The sequence below is a fragment of the Marinobacter mangrovi genome, from assembly GCF_016798325.1.
Lineage (GTDB): Bacteria > Pseudomonadota > Gammaproteobacteria > Pseudomonadales > Oleiphilaceae > Marinobacter_A > Marinobacter_A mangrovi.
The window spans coordinates 295,692-313,464 of record NZ_JAERVO010000003.1; the positions used below are offsets into that span (position 1 = coordinate 295,692).

Consider the following 17,773-nt stretch of genomic DNA (forward strand, 5'->3'; position numbering starts at 1 on the left):
CCATGGCGCGCATTATCGCGGTGACCAACCAGAAGGGCGGTGTGGGCAAGACCACCACCTGCGTCAATCTGGCCGCCTCCCTCAGCGCCACCAAGCGCCGCGTCCTGCTGGTGGACATGGATCCCCAGGGCAACGCCACCATGGGCAGCGGCGTGGACAAGAACGCGCTGGCCCTGTCCGGCTACGACGTGCTTACCAAGCGTCAGTCGGCGGCGGACGTGATCATCCTCGCCGAAGCCTCCGGTTTCGACATCCTGCCAGCCAACGGCGACCTGACCGCGGCGGAAGTCGAGCTGATGAACGAGATCGGCCGCGAGCACCGGCTGCGCCTGCAGCTCAACAGCGTCCGCGATCGCTACGACTACATTCTGGTGGATTGCCCGCCGTCGCTGAACCTGCTGACCGTCAACGCCCTGTCGGCTGCGGACAGCGTGCTGATTCCCATGCAGTGCGAGTACTACGCGCTGGAAGGGCTGGCCGCGCTGATGAACACCGTGGAGCAGATCCAGGAAACCGTGAATCCGGACCTCGTTCTCGAAGGCATCCTGCGGACCATGTACGATCCACGCAACAGCCTGACGCTGGATGTCTCGGCCCAGCTCAACGAATATTTCGGCGACAAGGTCTACAAGGCGGTCATCCCGCGGAACGTACGCCTGGCCGAAGCTCCCAGTTACGGGGTACCGGCGCTCAAGTACGACCGGGCCTCCAAGGGGGCGATTGCCTACCTGGCCCTGGCCGGTGAAATGGTCCGGCGTAACGGACAGCAGCGTCAGAGCCAGCCGGTGGCGGTCTGACACTTCCCGGCACACAGTTTCGATAACACTCATAAAGAATGACGGATACGATGGCGGCGAAAAAGCGAGGATTGGGTGAGCGCGGACTGGGAGCGCTGCTGGCAGGCTCCAAGGTCAATCTCGACCGGGAAGAGCTGAGCGAGCACGACGGTGAACTGCGGGAAATTCCCGTGGACCTCATCCAGCGCAGCCGCTATCAGCCGCGCCGAGACATGGACCAGGCGGCCCTGCAGGAACTGGCAGACTCCATTCGCCAGCAGGGCGTCATGCAGCCGGTTGTGGTGCGCCCGTTGTCGGAAGGCCGCTTCGAGCTGATCGCGGGTGAGCGCCGCTGGCGGGCGACGCAGCTGGCCGAGCTGGACCAGATACCGGCCATCATCCGCGACGTGCCGGACGAAGCCGCCATCGCCATGGCGCTGATCGAGAACATCCAGCGCGAGAACCTCAACCCCATCGAGGAAGCCTTTGCCCTGCAGCGTCTGCAGGACGAATTCGGCCTGACCCAGGCCCAGGTGGCCGAAGCCGTCGGCAAGTCCCGCACCACCATCACCAACCTGCTGCGCCTGATCGGCCTGACCGAAGACGTGCGCGTGATGCTGGAACACGGGGATCTAGAAATGGGACACGGCCGGGCCATGCTGACCCTGCCGCCGGAACTGCAATTGCAGGCGGCCCGCCACGTGGTGGCCAAATCCCTCTCCGTCCGTCAGACCGAAGCGCTGGTCCGCCGCCTCCAGCAGGAGGCCGAATCACCGAGCCGCGACAAAAAGTCGCAGGTGGATCCCAACATCCGTCGTCTGCAGGACGATCTCGCCGAGCGTTTGGGCGCTCGGGTGGCCATCAATCACGGCCAGAAAGGCAAAGGCAAACTCGTCATCGAGTACAGCAGCCTGGATGAGCTGGATGGCATTCTGGGTCATATCAAGTAACGCCTGATTCCGACGGGCATTTTCCTCCTCTTTTTTTTGATCGCCTGACCGCACGCAGTCATCGGCGTGGGTCTCGCTGTGCGTGCTTTTCGGTCAGCATCGGCGACGGTTACATCGAAAATATTGCACTAAAAAATGAATTTTAATGATGGATCACAATGGTTCGGAAAGGCGCCAGAACCAAGGAATTAGTGCCAAAGAAGGGCATTTTCCCTGCCCGATAACAGGGCGGGTTGTGTTGAACCCGGTTGAGTTAACACATATAATCCCGCTGCCTTGACAATAGAGGTTTATCAGCACCCGGCAGCGGCAGGTGGCGCGGAACATGAAAAACTGTTCTAACAACATTCCGGGTCGCCGGATGGACGCGACTCGACCACCGGTCCACCGATTGACATGGATACAGCTGTCCTTCACTGTCGCCATAGCCGGAGTTGGGTACCTGATCGCGGGACAAGTAGCCGGGTACTCCGGGCTGTTGGGCGGTTTGATCTATACGATTCCCAACGCCTTTTTTACAAAACAGGTTTTTGCCTATCGGCCGGCAAGGGCGATGGGCCACATTGTGCGCGCATTTTACTGGGGTGAAGTCGTCAAGTTGGCGCTCACGGCGCTTTTGTTTGCCGCCGTTTTCAAGTGGGTCCAGCCCCTGAATGCCGGGGTGTTGTTTCTGGCCTTTATCCTGGTACTGACAACGAATACATTGGCCCCGGCGCTGTGGGGCTCTAAATCTTTGAAAAATAGGGCTTGAGAGACTGAACATGGCAGGCGAAAGCGAAAACCTCACTGCGTCCAGTTATATCGATCACCACCTGACGAACCTGACATTCGGCCAGCTGCCGGCGGGCACGCGTCCCGGTCAGGATCAGGCTATCTGGACAATGGCGCACAACGGTGCAGAGGCCCAGCAGATGGGCTTTATGGCGATCCACGTCGATATGATGGGCTGGTCGCTGGTTCTGGGACTGATCTTCTTCCTGATGTTCCGCAAGGTCGCCAAGACGATGACCTCCGACACCCCGAGCGGATTCCAGAACTTCGTGGAAATGGTCGTGGACTTCGTCCAGGACAACGTCAAGAGCATGTTCCCCTACAAGAACCCGCTGGTCGCCCCGATGGCGCTGACCATTCTCGTGTGGGTTTTCCTGATGAACTTCATGGACTTGATCGCCGTCGACCTGCTGCCGTTTGTGGCGCAGCTGTTCGGTGAGCACGTCCTGGGTGCGGATCCGCACCACGTCTTCTTCAAGGTGGTGCCGTCCACCGACCCGAACGTGACCCTGGGTATGGCGTTCGACGTCTTCCTGCTGATCCTGTTCTTCAGCATTCGTGAGAAAGGCCTGGGCGGCTTTATTGGTGAGCTGACCCTGCATCCGTTCAGCAACAAGAACCCGATCGTTCAGGCGATTTTCATCCCGATCAACTTCGTCCTCGAATTCGTCAACATGATTGCCAAGCCGGTCTCACTGGGCCTGCGGTTGTTCGGCAACATGTACGCCGGCGAAATGATCTTTATCCTGATTGCCCTGATGTACAGTGCCGGTCCGGTTCTGGGCATCTTCGGTGGCGGCCTTCAGATTGTATGGGCTATGTTCCATATCCTGATCATCTCGCTGCAGGCGTTCATCTTCATGGTTCTGACCATCGTCTACATGTCGCAGTCTTTCGAGACCAGCGAGAGTCACTAAAAGTTTAAACCTAACCCAAGCTCAACCATTAACGGGAGATAAAAAAGTGAGTGAAGCACAAGCTCTGATCATACTGGCAAGCGGTATTCTGATGGGTCTGGCAGCTGTTGGCGCCGCCATCGGTGTAGGTATCCTGGGTTCCAAGTTCCTGGAAGGCGGCGCACGTCAGCCGGAACTGATCCCGATGCTCCGTACCCAGTTCTTCGTTGTTATGGGTCTTGTTGACGCGGTTCCGATGATCGGCGTTGGTCTGGGGCTCTACATCCTGTTCGTTGTTGCAGGCTAAGCACCGAAGTTGACCACCTAATTCATTCCATTTAGTGGAGAAGCGGTGTGAGTTTTAACCTTACATTTATCGGTCAAATGATCGCGTTTGCCGTATTTGTATGGCTCACCATGCGGTACGTGTGGACTCCGATCACGAAGGCCATGGAAGAACGGCAGAAGAAAATTGCCGATGGCCTGAGCGCGGCTGACCGCGCCAATCGTGATCTGGAGCTGGCGCAGGAAAAAGCGGCCCAGGAACTGCGTGAAGCCAAGCAAAAGGCAGCCGAGATCATCGATCAAGCGAACAAGCGGTCGGCCCGTCTGGTCGACGAGGCCAAGGAAAACGCACGCGTCGAAGGCGAGCGGATTCTGGCCCAGGCCAGTGCCGAGATCGAACGGGAACAGAACCGTGCGAAAGAAGCACTGCGCGCGGAACTGGCTTCGTTGGTCATCACCGGTGCAGAGAAGATCCTGGAAACCTCTGTCGACGCCAAAGCTCACAGCGAGATGCTGGACAAGCTGTCTGCGCAACTGTAAACGGGGTTTGACATGGCAGAGTTGATAACGCTAGCCCGGCCGTACGCGAACGCCGCGTTTGCGATTGCGCAGGATACCGGCACGCTCGAAGAGTGGTCGGACATGCTGGCTTTCGCGAGTGCGGTGGCGAATGACCCACAGGCGAAAGCCATGGTGGCGCATCCGACCCTTCCGGACGAGCAAAAAGCATCGGCATTTGCCGATTTCTGCGAGGGTAAATTGTCAGAGCAGGGGCGCAACTTCATCGCGCTGCTGGCTGAAAACAAGCGATTGCCCCTCTTGCCGGAAATCAATGCCTTGTTTGAAGGACTGCGGGCGCAACTGGAGAGTTCCGTCAGCGTTGAAATGGCGTCTCCGTTCGAGGTATCGAGCGATGAAGAAGCCAAACTGGTGGAAGCACTCTCCCGTAAGCTAGGCCGCAAAGTGAACCTGTCTACCACTACGGATAAGTCGCTGATTGGTGGAGTTTTGATTCGCGCGGGCGACGTCGTCATCGATGCCTCTGTACGAGGCAGGCTCGAGAAGCTGGCGGACGCGATAGGTTCCTGATTGCAGATAACGGTTTGAGGATAAAGGCATGCAGCAACTGAATCCATCCGAGATCAGTGACATCATCAAGAAGAGAATCGAAAAGCTCGATATCTCTTCCGAAGCACGTAATGAAGGCACCATCCTGTCGGTTTCCGACGGTATCGTGCTGATCCACGGTCTCGCCGACGTTATGTACGGTGAGATGATTGAATTCGACAACGGCATTTTCGGTATGGCGCTCAACCTGGAGCGTGATTCTGTCGGTGCGGTTGTCCTGGGTGATTACGAAGGGCTGGCCGAAGGCCAGAAGGTGCGTTGCACCGGTCGTATCCTGGAAGTTCCGGTTGGCGAACAGCTGCTGGGCCGGGTTGTCGACGCCCTGGGTAATCCGATCGACGGCAACGGCGATCTGAACGCCGAGTTGACCGCTCCGATCGAGAAGGTCGCGCCGGGTGTTATCGCCCGTCAATCCGTCGACCAGCCGGTCCAGACCGGTCTGAAAGCCATCGACACCATGGTGCCGATCGGTCGCGGCCAGCGTGAGCTGATCATCGGTGACCGCCAGATCGGTAAGACCGCGGTGGCGATCGACGCGATCATCAACCAGAAAGACAGCGGCATCAAGTGTATCTACGTTGCCGTTGGCCAGAAGCAGTCTTCCATTGCCGCCGTCGTGCGCAAGCTGGAAGAGCACGGTGCCATGGACCACACCATCGTGGTCGCTGCCGGTGCCGCCGATCCGGCCGCCATGCAGTTCCTGGCGCCGTACGCCGGTACTTCCATGGGTGAGTACTTCCGTGACCGCGGTGAAGACGCGCTGATCGTGTTTGACGATCTGTCCAAGCAGGCTGTGGCGTATCGCCAGATCTCCCTGCTGCTGCGTCGCCCGCCGGGCCGTGAAGCCTACCCGGGTGACGTTTTCTACCTGCACTCACGTCTGCTGGAGCGGGCTTCCCGCGTCAATGCCGATTACGTGGAGCAGAAGACCAACGGTGAAGTGAAAGGCCAGACCGGTTCCCTGACCGCGCTGCCGATTATCGAAACCCAGGCCGGTGACGTGTCTGCATTCGTACCGACCAACGTGATCTCGATTACCGACGGTCAGATCTTCCTGGAAACCAACCTGTTCAACTCCGGCATCCGTCCGGCGATGAACGCGGGTATCTCGGTTTCCCGGGTCGGTGGTTCGGCCCAGACCAAGATCATGAAGAAGCTGGGTGGCGGTATTCGTCTGGCCCTGGCTCAGTACCGCGAACTGGCGGCGTTTGCCCAGTTTGCGTCTGACCTGGACGACGCGACCCGCAAGCAGCTCGAGCATGGTCAGCGTGTCACCGAACTGATGAAGCAGAACCAGTACAGCCCGATGTCCGTGGCTGAGATGGGTACGGTTCTGTACGCAGCGAACGAAGGTTTCCTGGATGACGTTGATGTCGACAAGGTCGTGGCTTTTGAAGCGGCCCTGATGGACTGGATGCGCACCGAACAGGGTGAGCTCCTGGCCAAGATCAACGAAAAAGGCGATTACAACGACGAGATCGCCTCAGGCCTGAAAGCTGCACTCGAGAAATTCAAGACCACTCAGACCTGGTAACAACAGACGGCCCGCCCACCCGGCGGGCTCTGTTGGTTTCGGGCTCGAGTGTCTAACTTGAAAAGGCAGTGAGTTATGGCCGTCGGAAAAGAAATACGTAACCAGATCTCCAGCATCAAGAGCACGCAGAAGATCACCAGCGCCATGGAAATGGTGGCGGCGAGCAAGATGCGTAAGGCTCAGGAGCGTATGCAGGCGACTCGCCCGTACGCGGAAAAGATGCGGCAGGTTATCAGGCACATTGCCAAGGCCAATGCCGAGTATACGCACCCGTTCATGATCGAGCGCGACGTCAAGCGCGTGGCGTACATCGTGGTGTCCTCGGACCGTGGTCTGTGTGGTGGCCTGAACATCAACGTGTTCAAGACACTGGTCCGCGAAATGCGGCAATGGAAGGAAAAGGGCGTTGAGACTGATCTTTGCGCCATTGGCCAGAAAGGCGCGTCCTTCTTCCGGAACTACGGCGGCAACGTCGTCTCCGCACTGACCCAGTTGGGCGATACGCCCAGCGCCGACAAGCTGATCGGCTCCGTCAAGGTCATGCTGGATGCGTTCCAGGACGAAAAGATCGATCGCCTGTACCTGGTCAGCAACGAGTTTGTGAACACCATGACCCAGAGTCCTACGGTGGAACAGCTCCTGCCCTTGCCCAGGGACACTGATGAAGAAGACGTCAAAAAGAGCCAGTGGGATTACATCTACGAGCCGGATGCACGGCCGATTCTCGATGGTCTTCTGACACGTTACATCGAATCTCAGGTTTATCAGGGTGTGATGGAAAACCTGGCCTGCGAGCAGGCTGCACGGATGATTGCCATGAAGAGCGCGACCGATAACGCGGGCAACATCATCGACGATCTGCAGCTGGCCTATAACAAGGCTCGTCAGGCCGCGATCACCCAGGAGATTTCGGAAATCGTGAGCGGCGCAGCCTCGGTCTGATGACCCCACGATCCAACTGGTTTTATTGACTTTAAAGATAACGAGGAACTGAGCATGAGTAGCGGACACATCGTTCAGATCATTGGTGCGGTTATCGACGTGGAGTTTCCGCGCGATTCCGTCCCCAAAGTGTATGACGCGCTGCTGCTTGAAGGTGGTGAAACAACTCTGGAAGTCCAGCAGCAGCTGGGTGACGGCGTTGTACGGACCATTGCCATGGGCAGCACCGAAGGTCTCAAGCGGGGCCTGAAGGCAGAAAACACCAACGCCCCGATCTCCGTCCCGGTCGGTACCCAGACTCTGGGTCGGATCATGGACGTGCTGGGTCGCCCGATCGACGAAGCCGGCGAAATCGGCGAAGAAGAGCGCATGCCGATTCACCGCAAGGCGCCGGGCTACGCGGATCAGGCCGCGTCTGCGGACCTGCTGGAAACCGGCATCAAGGTCATCGACCTGATCTGCCCGTTTGCCAAGGGTGGTAAGGTTGGCCTGTTTGGCGGTGCCGGTGTTGGTAAGACCGTCAACATGATGGAGCTGATCAACAACATCGCCAAAGAGCACTCCGGTCTGTCTGTTTTCGCCGGTGTTGGTGAGCGTACCCGTGAGGGTAACGACTTCTACTACGAAATGAAGGACTCCAACGTTCTCGACAAGGTGGCAATGGTCTACGGCCAGATGAACGAGCCCCCCGGGAACCGTCTGCGCGTGGCACTGACCGGCCTGACCATGGCCGAGAAGTTCCGTGACGAAGGCCGTGACGTCTTGCTGTTCGTTGACAACATCTACCGTTACACCCTGGCCGGCACCGAGGTGTCTGCACTGCTGGGCCGTATGCCGTCCGCGGTGGGTTACCAGCCGACCCTGGCCGAAGAGATGGGCCAGCTGCAGGAGCGGATCACCTCCACCAAAGACGGCTCCATCACGTCTGTCCAGGCGGTCTACGTACCGGCGGATGACTTGACCGACCCGTCTCCGGCAACCACCTTCTCGCACCTGGATGCGACCGTGGTACTGAGCCGTGACATCGCTTCCAAGGGTATCTACCCGGCGATCGACCCGCTGGATTCCACCTCTCGTCAGCTGGATCCGCTGGTGATCGGTCACGAGCACTATGACGTGGCCCGTGGTGTGCAGACGGTACTGCAGCGCTTCAAGGAGCTCAAGGACATCATCGCGATCCTGGGTATGGACGAACTGTCAGAAGAAGACAAGCTGACCGTTGCCCGCGCCCGTAAGATCGAGCGTTTCCTGTCCCAGCCGTTCCACGTTGCTGAAGTCTTCACCGGCGCACCGGGTAAATACGTGCCGCTGAAAGAAACCATCAGCAGCTTCAAGGGAATCCTGAACGGTGACTATGACGACATGCCCGAGCAGGCGTTCTACATGGTCGGTTCCATTGAAGAAGCCGTTGAGAAAGCGAAGGAAATGAAGGCCAAAGAGAAGTAAGAGGCCCCCTTTTCCTGACTGATCAAAGAGGCTAAGAAATGGCTATGACCGTACATTGTGATGTCGTCAGTGCTGAACAGAAGATCTTCTCCGGACTGGTTGAGCTGCTGATTGCCGCCGGTTCGGAAGGGGATCTCGGTATCGCACCGGGACACGCGCCACTGCTGACGGCACTCAAGCCGGGTCCGGTTCGCCTGATCAAGCAGGGTGGCGAGGAGGAAATCCTCTACGTGTCCGGGGGCTACCTGGAGGTTCAGTCTTCGGTCATCACGCTGCTGGCCGACACCGCCATCCGCGCCAAAGACGTGGATGAAGCGGCCGCCCAGGAAGCCCAGCGTGAAGCCGAGAAAGCACTGGCGAACCAGACCAGTGAGTTCGAGTACAGTCGTGCTGCCACCGAGCTGGCCGAAGCGGCCGCCAAGCTGAGAACCATCCAGCAGCTGCGGAAGAAACGCTAAGCCGCCACCGGCGCTACCGTACAGGCAACTCTGAAAGCCGCCTCCCGACATAACGACCGATCCGGCCCGTTATCGAGGGATGCGGCTTTTTTAATTCAGACCCATCAGGCCGTGGCCGACGGATCGCCGCCACGACACCCAAGGAACCGATCGTCCTATGACCCATCCCCTTCACGTCGTCATTCTCGCCGCCGGCCAGGGCTCGCGCATGAAATCGCGGCTGCCCAAGGTGCTGCATGCCGTGGCCGGCAAACCGATGTTGCACCACGTCATCGAGACCGCCCGGGCACTGGGCGCCAGTGGCATCCATACCGTGATCGGGCATGGGGCCGAGCAGGTCAGGGCGGCGACGCCGGCTGACGACATCCAGTGGGTGCTGCAGGAAGAGCAACTGGGTACCGGTCACGCCGTGGCCCAGGCCCTGCCCAACGTGCCGGATGACGCCCGGGTGCTGGTGCTGTATGGCGACGTGCCCCTGCTGGATGCCGCCACCCTGGGCCACCTGGCGGAGCAGGTCAGCGATTCGGCGATCAGCCTGCTGACGGTGGCGCTGGACAATCCGGACGGTTACGGTCGGATCCTGCGGGACAGCGGCGGCAACGTTCAGGCGATCGTCGAGCAGAAGGACGCCAGCAGCGAGCAGCTGCGCATCCAGGAAGTGAACACGGGCATCATGGGGCTGTCGGCCCGGCACCTGAAAGACTGGCTGCCGCGTCTGTCCAACAGCAACGCCCAGGGGGAGTATTATCTGACGGACGTCATTGCCATGGCCGTGGCCCACGACGTGGCGGTGAAAGTGGCGCATCCGGCGACGGCGTTTGAAGTGCAGGGCGTCAACAACCGGATTCAGCTGGCCGAATTGGAGCGCTGGTACCAGGCCGAGCAGGCGCGACGGCTGATGACCGCCGGTGCCACCCTGCTGGATCCGGCGCGTCTGGACGTCCGCGGCACCCTGCAGACGGGCCAGGATGTGGTGATCGACGTCAATGCGGTGTTTGAGGGGCGCGTGGTGCTGGAAGACGATGTCCACATCGGGCCCAACTGCTTTATCCGTGACGCGGTGATTCGCAGCGGCGCGCGCATCGATGCCAACACGGTGATCGATGGTGCCGATGTGGGCGCGCATGCCCAGATCGGGCCGTTCGCCCGTCTGCGCCCGGGCACCGAACTGGCCGAAAACACCAAGGTGGGCAATTTCGTGGAGACCAAGAAGGCCAGGGTCGGCCAGGGCTCCAAGATCAACCACCTGAGTTATGTCGGCGATGCCGTGCTGGGCCGGCACGTGAATGTGGGTGCAGGGACCATCACCTGCAATTATGATGGGGTGAACAAACACCTGACCCAGTTGGGCGACGGCGTATTCGTGGGCTCCAACACGGCGCTGGTGGCGCCGGTCTCGGTCGCGGATAATGCCACCATCGGCGCTGGCTCCACCATTACCCGGGACGTTGAGGCGGACGAGCTGGCCGTGGCCCGCGGTCGGCAGCGCAATATCCAGAACTGGCCCCGGCCCGAGAAGAAGTAACTCCAGGAACGACAGGACAAGATTATGTGCGGAATTGTAGGTGCGGTGTCACAACGGGATGTGCCGGCCATCTTGCTGGAAGGACTGCGGCGACTGGAATACCGCGGCTACGACTCGGCCGGGATGGCCATCCTCGGCGAGGACGGGGCCCTGCAGCGGGAACGGGAAGTCGGCAAGGTCCAGGCCCTGGCCGAAGCGCTGGAAAAGTCCGAGCCCCAGGGTGTGGTCGGCATCGCTCATACCCGTTGGGCCACTCACGGTATCCCGTCCCAGCTGAACGCCCATCCGCACATGTCCGGTGAACGCCTGGCGATTGTCCACAACGGCATCATCGAGAACTACCAGATTCTGCGCGACCGACTGAAGGACGAGGGCTTCTCTTTCAGCTCCCAGACCGACACCGAAGTCGTCGCCCACCTGATCGAATCCTATTTCCGCCAGTCGAATGACCTGTTGTCCGCCGTCAAGACGGCCGTGGCCGAACTGCATGGCGCCTTCGCCCTCGCGGTCATGCACGCTGACGATCCCGACCGTATCGTGGTCACCCGCCGCGGCAGCCCGCTGGTCGTCGGTGTTGGCATCGGTGAGAACTTTATCGCGTCGGACCAGTTGGCCCTGCTGCCGGTGACCGACCGGTTTATGTTCCTGGAAGAGGGTGACATCGCCGAGATCCGCCGGGATGCCGTGCGCATCTGGGACGCGGATGAGCAGGTGGCCGAGCGGCCGGTGTCGCGTTTCGAGCATTCGATCGATTCCGCCGACAAGGGCGAGTATCGCCACTTCATGCTCAAGGAAATCCACGAGCAGCCGCGGGTGATCCAGGCCACCATGGAAGGCCGGTTAACCGATTCCCGCGTGCTGGAACAGGCGCTGGGCACCGAGGCCGGCAACCTGCTGGCCGGTATCCGTCACGTCCAGATCATCGCCTGCGGCACCAGTTACCACGCCGGTATGGTGGCCCGCTACTGGATCGAGGAACTGGCGGGGATTCCCTGCTCCGTGGAAGTGGCATCCGAGTATCGCTACCGCCACCATGTGGTCCAGCCCGACACCCTGTTCCTGACCATTTCCCAGTCCGGCGAAACCGCCGACACCCTGGCGGCCCTGCGCCAGGCCAAGGAGGCGGGCTTCCGTGCTGCGCTGGCAGTCTGCAACGTCCCCGGCAGTTCCCTGGTGCGGGAATCCGACCTGGTCATAATGACCCAGGCCGGTCCGGAAATCGGGGTCGCCTCCACCAAGGCCTTCACCACCCAACTTACCGCGCTGCTGATCTTCACCCTGGCGCTGGCCCGGCATAACGGCCTGGACAGCGAGAAGGAAGCCGACATTGTCCGGGCACTGCGCGAGGTGCCGCGGCAGGTGGATCAGGTGCTGTCCCTGGATGGCCGGATCGCCGATATGAGCCGGGCCTTCATGGAAAAGAGCCACAGCCTGTTCCTCGGCCGGGGCGCCATGTTCCCGGTGGCCCTGGAAGGGGCTCTCAAGCTCAAGGAAATTTCCTACATCCACGCCGAGGCCTACCCGGCCGGCGAGTTGAAGCATGGCCCGCTGGCCTTGGTGGACAGCGAAATGCCGGTGGTCACGGTGGCGCCCAACAACGCCCTGATGGAAAAGCTCAAGTCCAACCTGGAAGAAGTCCGGGCCCGCGGTGGCGAGCTGTTCGTCTTTGCCGACGACCAATCGGGACTGCATGAGGAAGACCACGTGCACGTCATGTCGATTCCGGAAGTGCACCCGATCACGGCCCCGATCGTCTACACGGTGCCTTTGCAGCTGCTGTCCTACCACGTGGCCGTGCTCAAGGGCACCGACGTGGACCAGCCGCGCAACCTGGCCAAGAGTGTGACGGTGGAATAGAGACCGGCTCCGGGCCACTGGCCCGGCCTGCAGTTTGTGGGCCGGGCGGTTTTTGCTATTATGAACGTGCGGTCATATGTAGACCGCATTGATAATGTGTGGGCGGGAGAGATCGATCCCCAGCGGGATCGGCGCCGAAGGAGCAACAGCCCCGGAAACTCTCAGGCAAAAGGACCGCCCCCACAAACACTTTCCGAAGAGCTGCCGGTGACAGCGTCACCCGGCACACCGAAGGAGCAAGCGGCCGCTTGCACGATTGCGGCTCGTGAATCTCTCAGGTTCCGTGACGGAAGGGGTACTTTCAACCACATTCAGGTTGAAAGGCGACCTCTGACGCCGGAAAACTGGAGAGCCTCATGAAAAGAGTAGCCGTTATTGGTGGTGGTATCACGGGCGTGACCACGGCGTATTCCCTGGCCAAGCGTGGCCTCGACGTGACCCTGTACGAGAAAAACCGCTACGCGGCAATGGAAACTTCCTTTGCCAACGGTGGACAGTTGTCGGCCTCCAACGCCGAGGTCTGGAACAACTGGCAAACCATTATCAAGGGCCTGAAGTGGATGATGCGCAGCGACGCGCCTCTGCTGGTCAACCCCAAGCCGTCCTGGCACAAGATGAGCTGGTTTGCCGAGTTCATCGCCGCCATTCCGCAATACGCCCACAACACCACGGAAACCACCCGCATGGCGATCGCCGCCCGCGAGTACCTGTTCGACTGGGCGCGCAGCGAAGGCATCGACTTCGACCTGAAAAAGCGCGGCATCCTGCACATCTACCGCAATAAGTCCGGCTACGACCACGCGGCGGAAGTGTCCAAACTGCTGGCCGCCGGCGGCCTGGAACGTCGTGCCGTCACCCCGGACGAGATGCGTTCGATCGAACCGACCCTGGCCGGCGACTACTATGGCGGCTTCTTCACCGAAAGCGATGCCACCGGCGATATCCACAAGTTCACGTTTGGTCTGGCCCAAGCCATCGAACGACTGGGCGTGACCACCCGCTACGGCTATGCGGTGGAGGATCTGGGGGCAGACGCCAACGCCGCCTGGGTCCGCTCCAGCGACGGCGAGCAGGAAGACCAGCAAAGCTACGACGGTGTGGTGGTCTGCGCAGGCGTCGGCAGTCGGGCTCTGGCCGCCAAACTGGGGGACCGGGTCAACATCTACCCGGTGAAAGGCTACTCCATCACCGTTCACCTGGACGATGCCGATTCCCAGGCCTCGGCGCCCGATGTCAGTCTGCTGGACGACGAAACCAAGATCGTCACCAGCCGCCTGGGCGACGATCGCTTCCGGGTGGCGGGCACCGCCGAATTCAACGGTTACAATCGGGACATCCGCGCCGATCGCGTGCGCCCGCTGACCCGCTGGGTGGAAGAATGCTTCCCTGGCATCAGCACGCGCCGAGTTGTGCCCTGGGCCGGTTTGCGGCCCATGTTGCCCAACATGATGCCCAAAGTGGGCCAGGGGAATCTGCCCACGGTGTTCTACAACACCGGGCACGGCCACCTGGGCTGGACCCTGTCCGCGATCACGGCGGAAATGCTGGCCGACAGCGTCGAGGCGGCCGGCACCGCACATGCGGTGGGCGTTACCCACTAGCGGCTGTTTTACATCGCCGGAGGCCGTCCCGAATGGGCAGCCTGTCGGTGGGTGACGGCCCGGGTCATGGCACCCGTGGTCGTTATCCTGTCTTCTCGCGTCTGTGCCTTCAGCCGTCGCCATGCCTGGCAAAGCGACGAGGCCGAGCCGGCCATCCGGGTTGCGCACTCGCTCATAATCGTTCTCCGGTCACTGATCTGCCCTCCAGAGCATGGTCCAGAAAACGATTAAAAACAAATGAAAATCATTTCTATTTGATTGATGTCAAGGTGTCCGCCCGCCGCGTGGGTGGCTGAAGCCGCAAAAATCCCGTCTTTTCGGAGGATTGGGTCGTCGGAAACAGCGAAGGGCGCCCAGACTTTGCTACTATCGGGATAACCGGCGACGAGGCCGGTTGATTCACGGCAGGGAAGCGCGACCCGTCGCAGGCCAATGCGGCCACCTTCCCCTGTCACAAGAATCCACCGACGTAATGACAACCTTATGCCTTCCACTCTCTTTGCCGGCCTGCGCGCCAATTTCCTGGGCAACGCCCCGACCTGGTACAAGCAGGTCATCCTCCTGTTCCTGGTGATCAATCCGCCGATTTTCTGGTGGTTGGGACCGGGCCTGGCCGGTTGGCTGCTGGTGGCCGAGTTCATTTTCACCCTGGCCATGGCGCTCAAGTGTTACCCGCTGCAGCCCGGCGGCCTGCTGGCCATCGAGGCGCTGGCGATCGGCATGACCACCGCCGACGACGTCTATCTGGAAATTCTGCACAACCTGCCGGTGATCATGCTGTTGATGTTCATGGTGGCGGGCATCTACTTCATGAAGGAACTGCTGCTGGTGACCTTCACCCACATTCTCATCGGGGTACGGTCCAAGGTGCTTCTGGGCCTGCTGTTTTCGCTGGCGGCGGCGTTCCTGTCGGCGTTTCTCGATGCGTTGACGGTCACCGCCGTGATCATCAGTGTGGCGGTGGGTTTCTTCTCCGTTTACCACAAGGTGGCTTCCGGCAAGGGCTATCACCACGACGACCACAACACCGGCTCCGATGACGGGGTTATCGAGTTGCATCGGGAAGATCTGGAAGTCTTCCGCGCTTTCCTGCGCAGCTTGCTCATGCACGGCGCGATCGGCACCGCGTTAGGCGGCGTGGCCACCATGGTGGGCGAACCGCAGAACCTGCTGATTGCCAAGGAAGTGGGCTGGAACTTCGTCGAGTTCTTCCAGCGCATGGCACCGGTCAGCATGCCGGTGCTGGTGGCGGGACTGCTGACCTGCGCGTTGCTGGAGAAAACCCGCTGGTTCGGGTACGGCGCCCGACTGCCCAAACCGGTCCGTCAGGTGCTGGAGGAGTTTGCGGCTAACGAGCAGGCGCGCCGTACCCCGGCGGATCGGGCCCGGCTCTGGGTACAGGCGGTCGCAGCGGTGATCCTGGTGCTCGGCCTGGCTTTCCATGTGGCCGAAGTGGGGCTGATCGGCCTGCTGGTGATCATCCTGATTACCGCGTTTACCGGGATCACCGAGGAGCACCAGATCGGCCGGGCGTTTGAGGAGGCGCTGCCGTTCACCGCCTTGCTGGTGGTTTTTTTCGCGGTGGTCGCGGTCATCCACGAGCAGCACCTGTTTACACCTGTGATAAACTACGTGCTCGCTTTGCCGGTGTCCCAGCAGCCGGGCATGTTCTTCGTCGCCAACGGCCTGCTGTCCATGATCAGTGACAACGTGTTCGTGGCGACGGTATACATCAGCGAAATCAAGCAGGCCCTGGAAGCCGGCGATATCTCCCAGCCCCATTTTGAGCAGCTGGCGATCGCCATCAACAGCGGGACCAATCTTCCCAGTGTGGCAACGCCCAACGGCCAGGCGGCTTTCCTGTTTCTGTTGACGTCCGCGATCGCCCCACTGGTGCGACTGTCCTACGGGCGCATGGTGCTGATGGCGTTGCCGTATACCCTGGTGCTGGGCGGCGTGGGCCTGCTGTGCGTCGTGTACCTGGTCTGACGCGGCCGAGGCTCCCAAATATTGGTTGACTGACACGGCTCTCGAACGAGAGCCGTGTTTTTTTGTCGGCCTGCAACAACGCTGAATTCAAAGGTCTTTCTCAATGCTCTCTTCCATCAAGAAGCACTGGTTTTCCAACACCCGGGCGGATGTCCTCGCCGGTATCGTGGTGGCGCTGGCGCTGATTCCCGAGGCGATTGCCTTCTCCATCATCGCCGGTGTCGATCCCCGGGTCGGGCTCTATGCCTCGTTCTGTATCGCGGTGGTGATCGCCTTCGCCGGTGGTCGGCCCGGCATGATTTCAGCCGCCACCGGGGCCATGGCCCTGTTGATGGTGACACTGGTGAAGGATTATGGCTTGCAGTACCTGCTGGCCGCGACGCTGCTAACCGGCGTCTTCCAGATCCTGTTCGGCTTCCTGCGGCTGGGCTCGCTGATGCGGTTCGTCTCCCGCTCGGTGGTGACCGGCTTCGTCAACGCGCTGGCGATCCTGATTTTCATGGCCCAGCTGCCGGAGCTGACCAACGTGACCTGGCACGTCTACGCCATGACCGCGGCCGGTCTGGGCATCATCTACCTGTTCCCGCTGGTGCCCAAGGTAGGCAAGGTGATTCCCTCGCCCCTGGTGTGCATCATCCTGCTGACCATCGTGTCGATGGTGTTGGGCCTGGACGTGCGCACGGTAGGCGATATGGGCGACCTGCCCGACACCCTGCCGGTGTTCCTGTGGCCAGACGTGCCACTGAACCTGGAGACCCTGTGGATCATCCTGCCGTACTCGCTGCCCATGGCGGTGGTGGGGCTGCTGGAGTCGCTGATGACCGCGACCATCGTGGACGACCTGACAGACACCTCCAGCGACCGTAACCGGGAGTGCAAAGGGCAGGGCGTGGCCAACATCTTCTCCGGACTGCTCGGCGGCATGGCCGGTTGCGCCATGATCGGCCAGACCGTGATCAACGTGAAATCCGGCGGCCGCACCCGGCTCTCGACGCTGGTGGCCGGCACCTTCCTGCTGTTCATGGTGCTGGTGCTGCAGGACTGGCTGGTGCAGATCCCGATGGCGGCGCTGGTGGCGGTCATGATCATGGTCTCTATCGGGACGTTCAGCTGGGATTCGGTGCGCAACCTGCGCCGGCATCCGCTGTCCACCAACCTGGTGATGCTGGTCACCGTGTGTGTGGTGGTGGCCACCCACAACCTGGCGTTGGGCGTGTTCGCCGGCGTGTTGCTGGCCTCGCTGTTCTTTGCCAACAAGATCGGCCGGTTCATGGTGGTCACCCCGTCACTGGATGAGAGTGGCCAGACCCGCACTTATAAGGTGGTCGGCCAGGTGTTCTTCAGCTCCACCGAAAAATTCCTGGCGGCGTTCGACTTCAAGGAGGCTGTGGATAACGTGGTCATCGACCTGAGCCGTGCCCATTTCTGGGACATCACGGCGGTCGGCGCGTTGGACAAGGCCGTGATCAAGTTCCGCCGGGAAGGCGCGGACGTGGAGGTGATCGGCCTGAACGAGGCGAGCGCCACCATCGTCGATCGGTTTGCGATCCACGACAAGCCCGAAGCCGCCGATCAATTGATGGGGCACTGATGACGGCTGTCATGCAATCAGGGC

16 protein-coding genes and 2 riboswitches are annotated in these 17,773 nt (G+C 60.7%); all 16 genes read left to right on the forward strand.

Features of this window, described 5'->3' with window-relative positions; translation table 11 throughout:
• Positions 1-2 precede the first annotated feature (2 nt).
• The 16 genes from JL474_RS10995 to JL474_RS11070 all read left to right on the forward strand — a co-directional run bounded on the left by JL474_RS10995 (position 3) and on the right by JL474_RS11070 (position 17,749).
• Positions 3-797 carry a ParA family protein gene (locus JL474_RS10995; protein WP_123633866.1) on the forward strand — a complete coding sequence of 265 codons (795 nt, stop codon included), beginning with the start codon at positions 3-5 and terminating at the stop codon, positions 795-797.
• A 50-nt stretch (positions 798-847) separates the two neighbouring features.
• The gene (locus JL474_RS11000) at positions 848-1,726 is read left to right on the forward strand and encodes a ParB/RepB/Spo0J family partition protein (RefSeq protein ID WP_203142108.1); all 879 of its coding nucleotides are present in this window, start codon (positions 848-850) and stop codon (positions 1,724-1,726) included.
• A gap of 325 nt (positions 1,727-2,051) precedes the next feature.
• Positions 2,052-2,477, forward strand: a complete 426-nt coding sequence (locus JL474_RS11005) for an ATP synthase subunit I (RefSeq protein WP_123633864.1) — start codon at positions 2,052-2,054, stop codon at positions 2,475-2,477.
• A 10-nt stretch (positions 2,478-2,487) separates the two neighbouring features.
• A complete protein-coding gene (gene atpB / locus JL474_RS11010; protein ID WP_123633863.1) occupies positions 2,488-3,414 on the forward strand; it encodes a F0F1 ATP synthase subunit A in 927 nt (308 codons plus the stop codon).
• 46 nt (positions 3,415-3,460) lie between these two features.
• A complete protein-coding gene (gene atpE, locus JL474_RS11015; protein ID WP_008940031.1) occupies positions 3,461-3,700 on the forward strand; it encodes a F0F1 ATP synthase subunit C in 240 nt (79 codons plus the stop codon).
• Between the two features lie 47 nt (positions 3,701-3,747).
• Entirely contained in the window at positions 3,748-4,218 is a 471-nt protein-coding gene (locus tag JL474_RS11020) for a F0F1 ATP synthase subunit B (RefSeq protein WP_123633862.1), read from the forward strand.
• 12 nt (positions 4,219-4,230) lie between these two features.
• Positions 4,231-4,767, forward strand: a complete 537-nt coding sequence (locus JL474_RS11025; protein ID WP_203142109.1) for a F0F1 ATP synthase subunit delta — start codon at positions 4,231-4,233, stop codon at positions 4,765-4,767.
• Between the two features lie 28 nt (positions 4,768-4,795).
• Positions 4,796-6,340 (forward strand): F0F1 ATP synthase subunit alpha, encoded by a 1,545-nt coding sequence (atpA, locus tag JL474_RS11030; RefSeq protein WP_123633860.1) that lies wholly within the window; start codon positions 4,796-4,798, stop codon positions 6,338-6,340.
• Between the two features lie 75 nt (positions 6,341-6,415).
• Positions 6,416-7,282: a F0F1 ATP synthase subunit gamma gene (gene atpG / locus JL474_RS11035; protein WP_123633859.1), complete on the forward strand. Its 867-nt coding sequence runs from the start codon at positions 6,416-6,418 to the stop codon at positions 7,280-7,282.
• A 54-nt stretch (positions 7,283-7,336) separates the two neighbouring features.
• Positions 7,337-8,728 carry a F0F1 ATP synthase subunit beta gene (gene atpD, locus JL474_RS11040; protein ID WP_123633858.1) on the forward strand — a complete coding sequence of 464 codons (1,392 nt, stop codon included), beginning with the start codon at positions 7,337-7,339 and terminating at the stop codon, positions 8,726-8,728.
• A 38-nt stretch (positions 8,729-8,766) separates the two neighbouring features.
• Positions 8,767-9,186: a F0F1 ATP synthase subunit epsilon gene (locus JL474_RS11045; RefSeq protein WP_123633857.1), complete on the forward strand. Its 420-nt coding sequence runs from the start codon at positions 8,767-8,769 to the stop codon at positions 9,184-9,186.
• Between the two features lie 157 nt (positions 9,187-9,343).
• Positions 9,344-10,711, forward strand: coding sequence for a bifunctional UDP-N-acetylglucosamine diphosphorylase/glucosamine-1-phosphate N-acetyltransferase GlmU (gene glmU / locus JL474_RS11050; RefSeq protein WP_203142110.1), 1,368 nt, complete (start codon positions 9,344-9,346; stop codon positions 10,709-10,711).
• Positions 10,712-10,735: 24 nt separating this feature from the next.
• The gene (gene glmS / locus JL474_RS11055) at positions 10,736-12,568 is read left to right on the forward strand and encodes a glutamine--fructose-6-phosphate transaminase (isomerizing) (protein ID WP_203142111.1); all 1,833 of its coding nucleotides are present in this window, start codon (positions 10,736-10,738) and stop codon (positions 12,566-12,568) included.
• A gap of 93 nt (positions 12,569-12,661) precedes the next feature.
• A riboswitch (glycine riboswitch) is annotated at positions 12,662-12,755 on the forward strand.
• A riboswitch (glycine riboswitch) is annotated at positions 12,756-12,868 on the forward strand.
• Between the two features lie 56 nt (positions 12,869-12,924).
• Positions 12,925-14,169 carry a D-amino acid dehydrogenase gene (locus JL474_RS11060; RefSeq protein ID WP_203142112.1) on the forward strand — a complete coding sequence of 415 codons (1,245 nt, stop codon included), beginning with the start codon at positions 12,925-12,927 and terminating at the stop codon, positions 14,167-14,169.
• A 483-nt stretch (positions 14,170-14,652) separates the two neighbouring features.
• On the forward strand, positions 14,653-16,158 hold the full coding sequence (gene nhaB, locus JL474_RS11065; protein WP_123633853.1) for a sodium/proton antiporter NhaB: 1,506 nt from the start codon (positions 14,653-14,655) through the stop codon (positions 16,156-16,158).
• Between the two features lie 103 nt (positions 16,159-16,261).
• Positions 16,262-17,749 (forward strand): SulP family inorganic anion transporter, encoded by a 1,488-nt coding sequence (locus JL474_RS11070; protein WP_123633852.1) that lies wholly within the window; start codon positions 16,262-16,264, stop codon positions 17,747-17,749.
• The last annotated feature ends 24 nt before the right edge of the window (positions 17,750-17,773 follow it).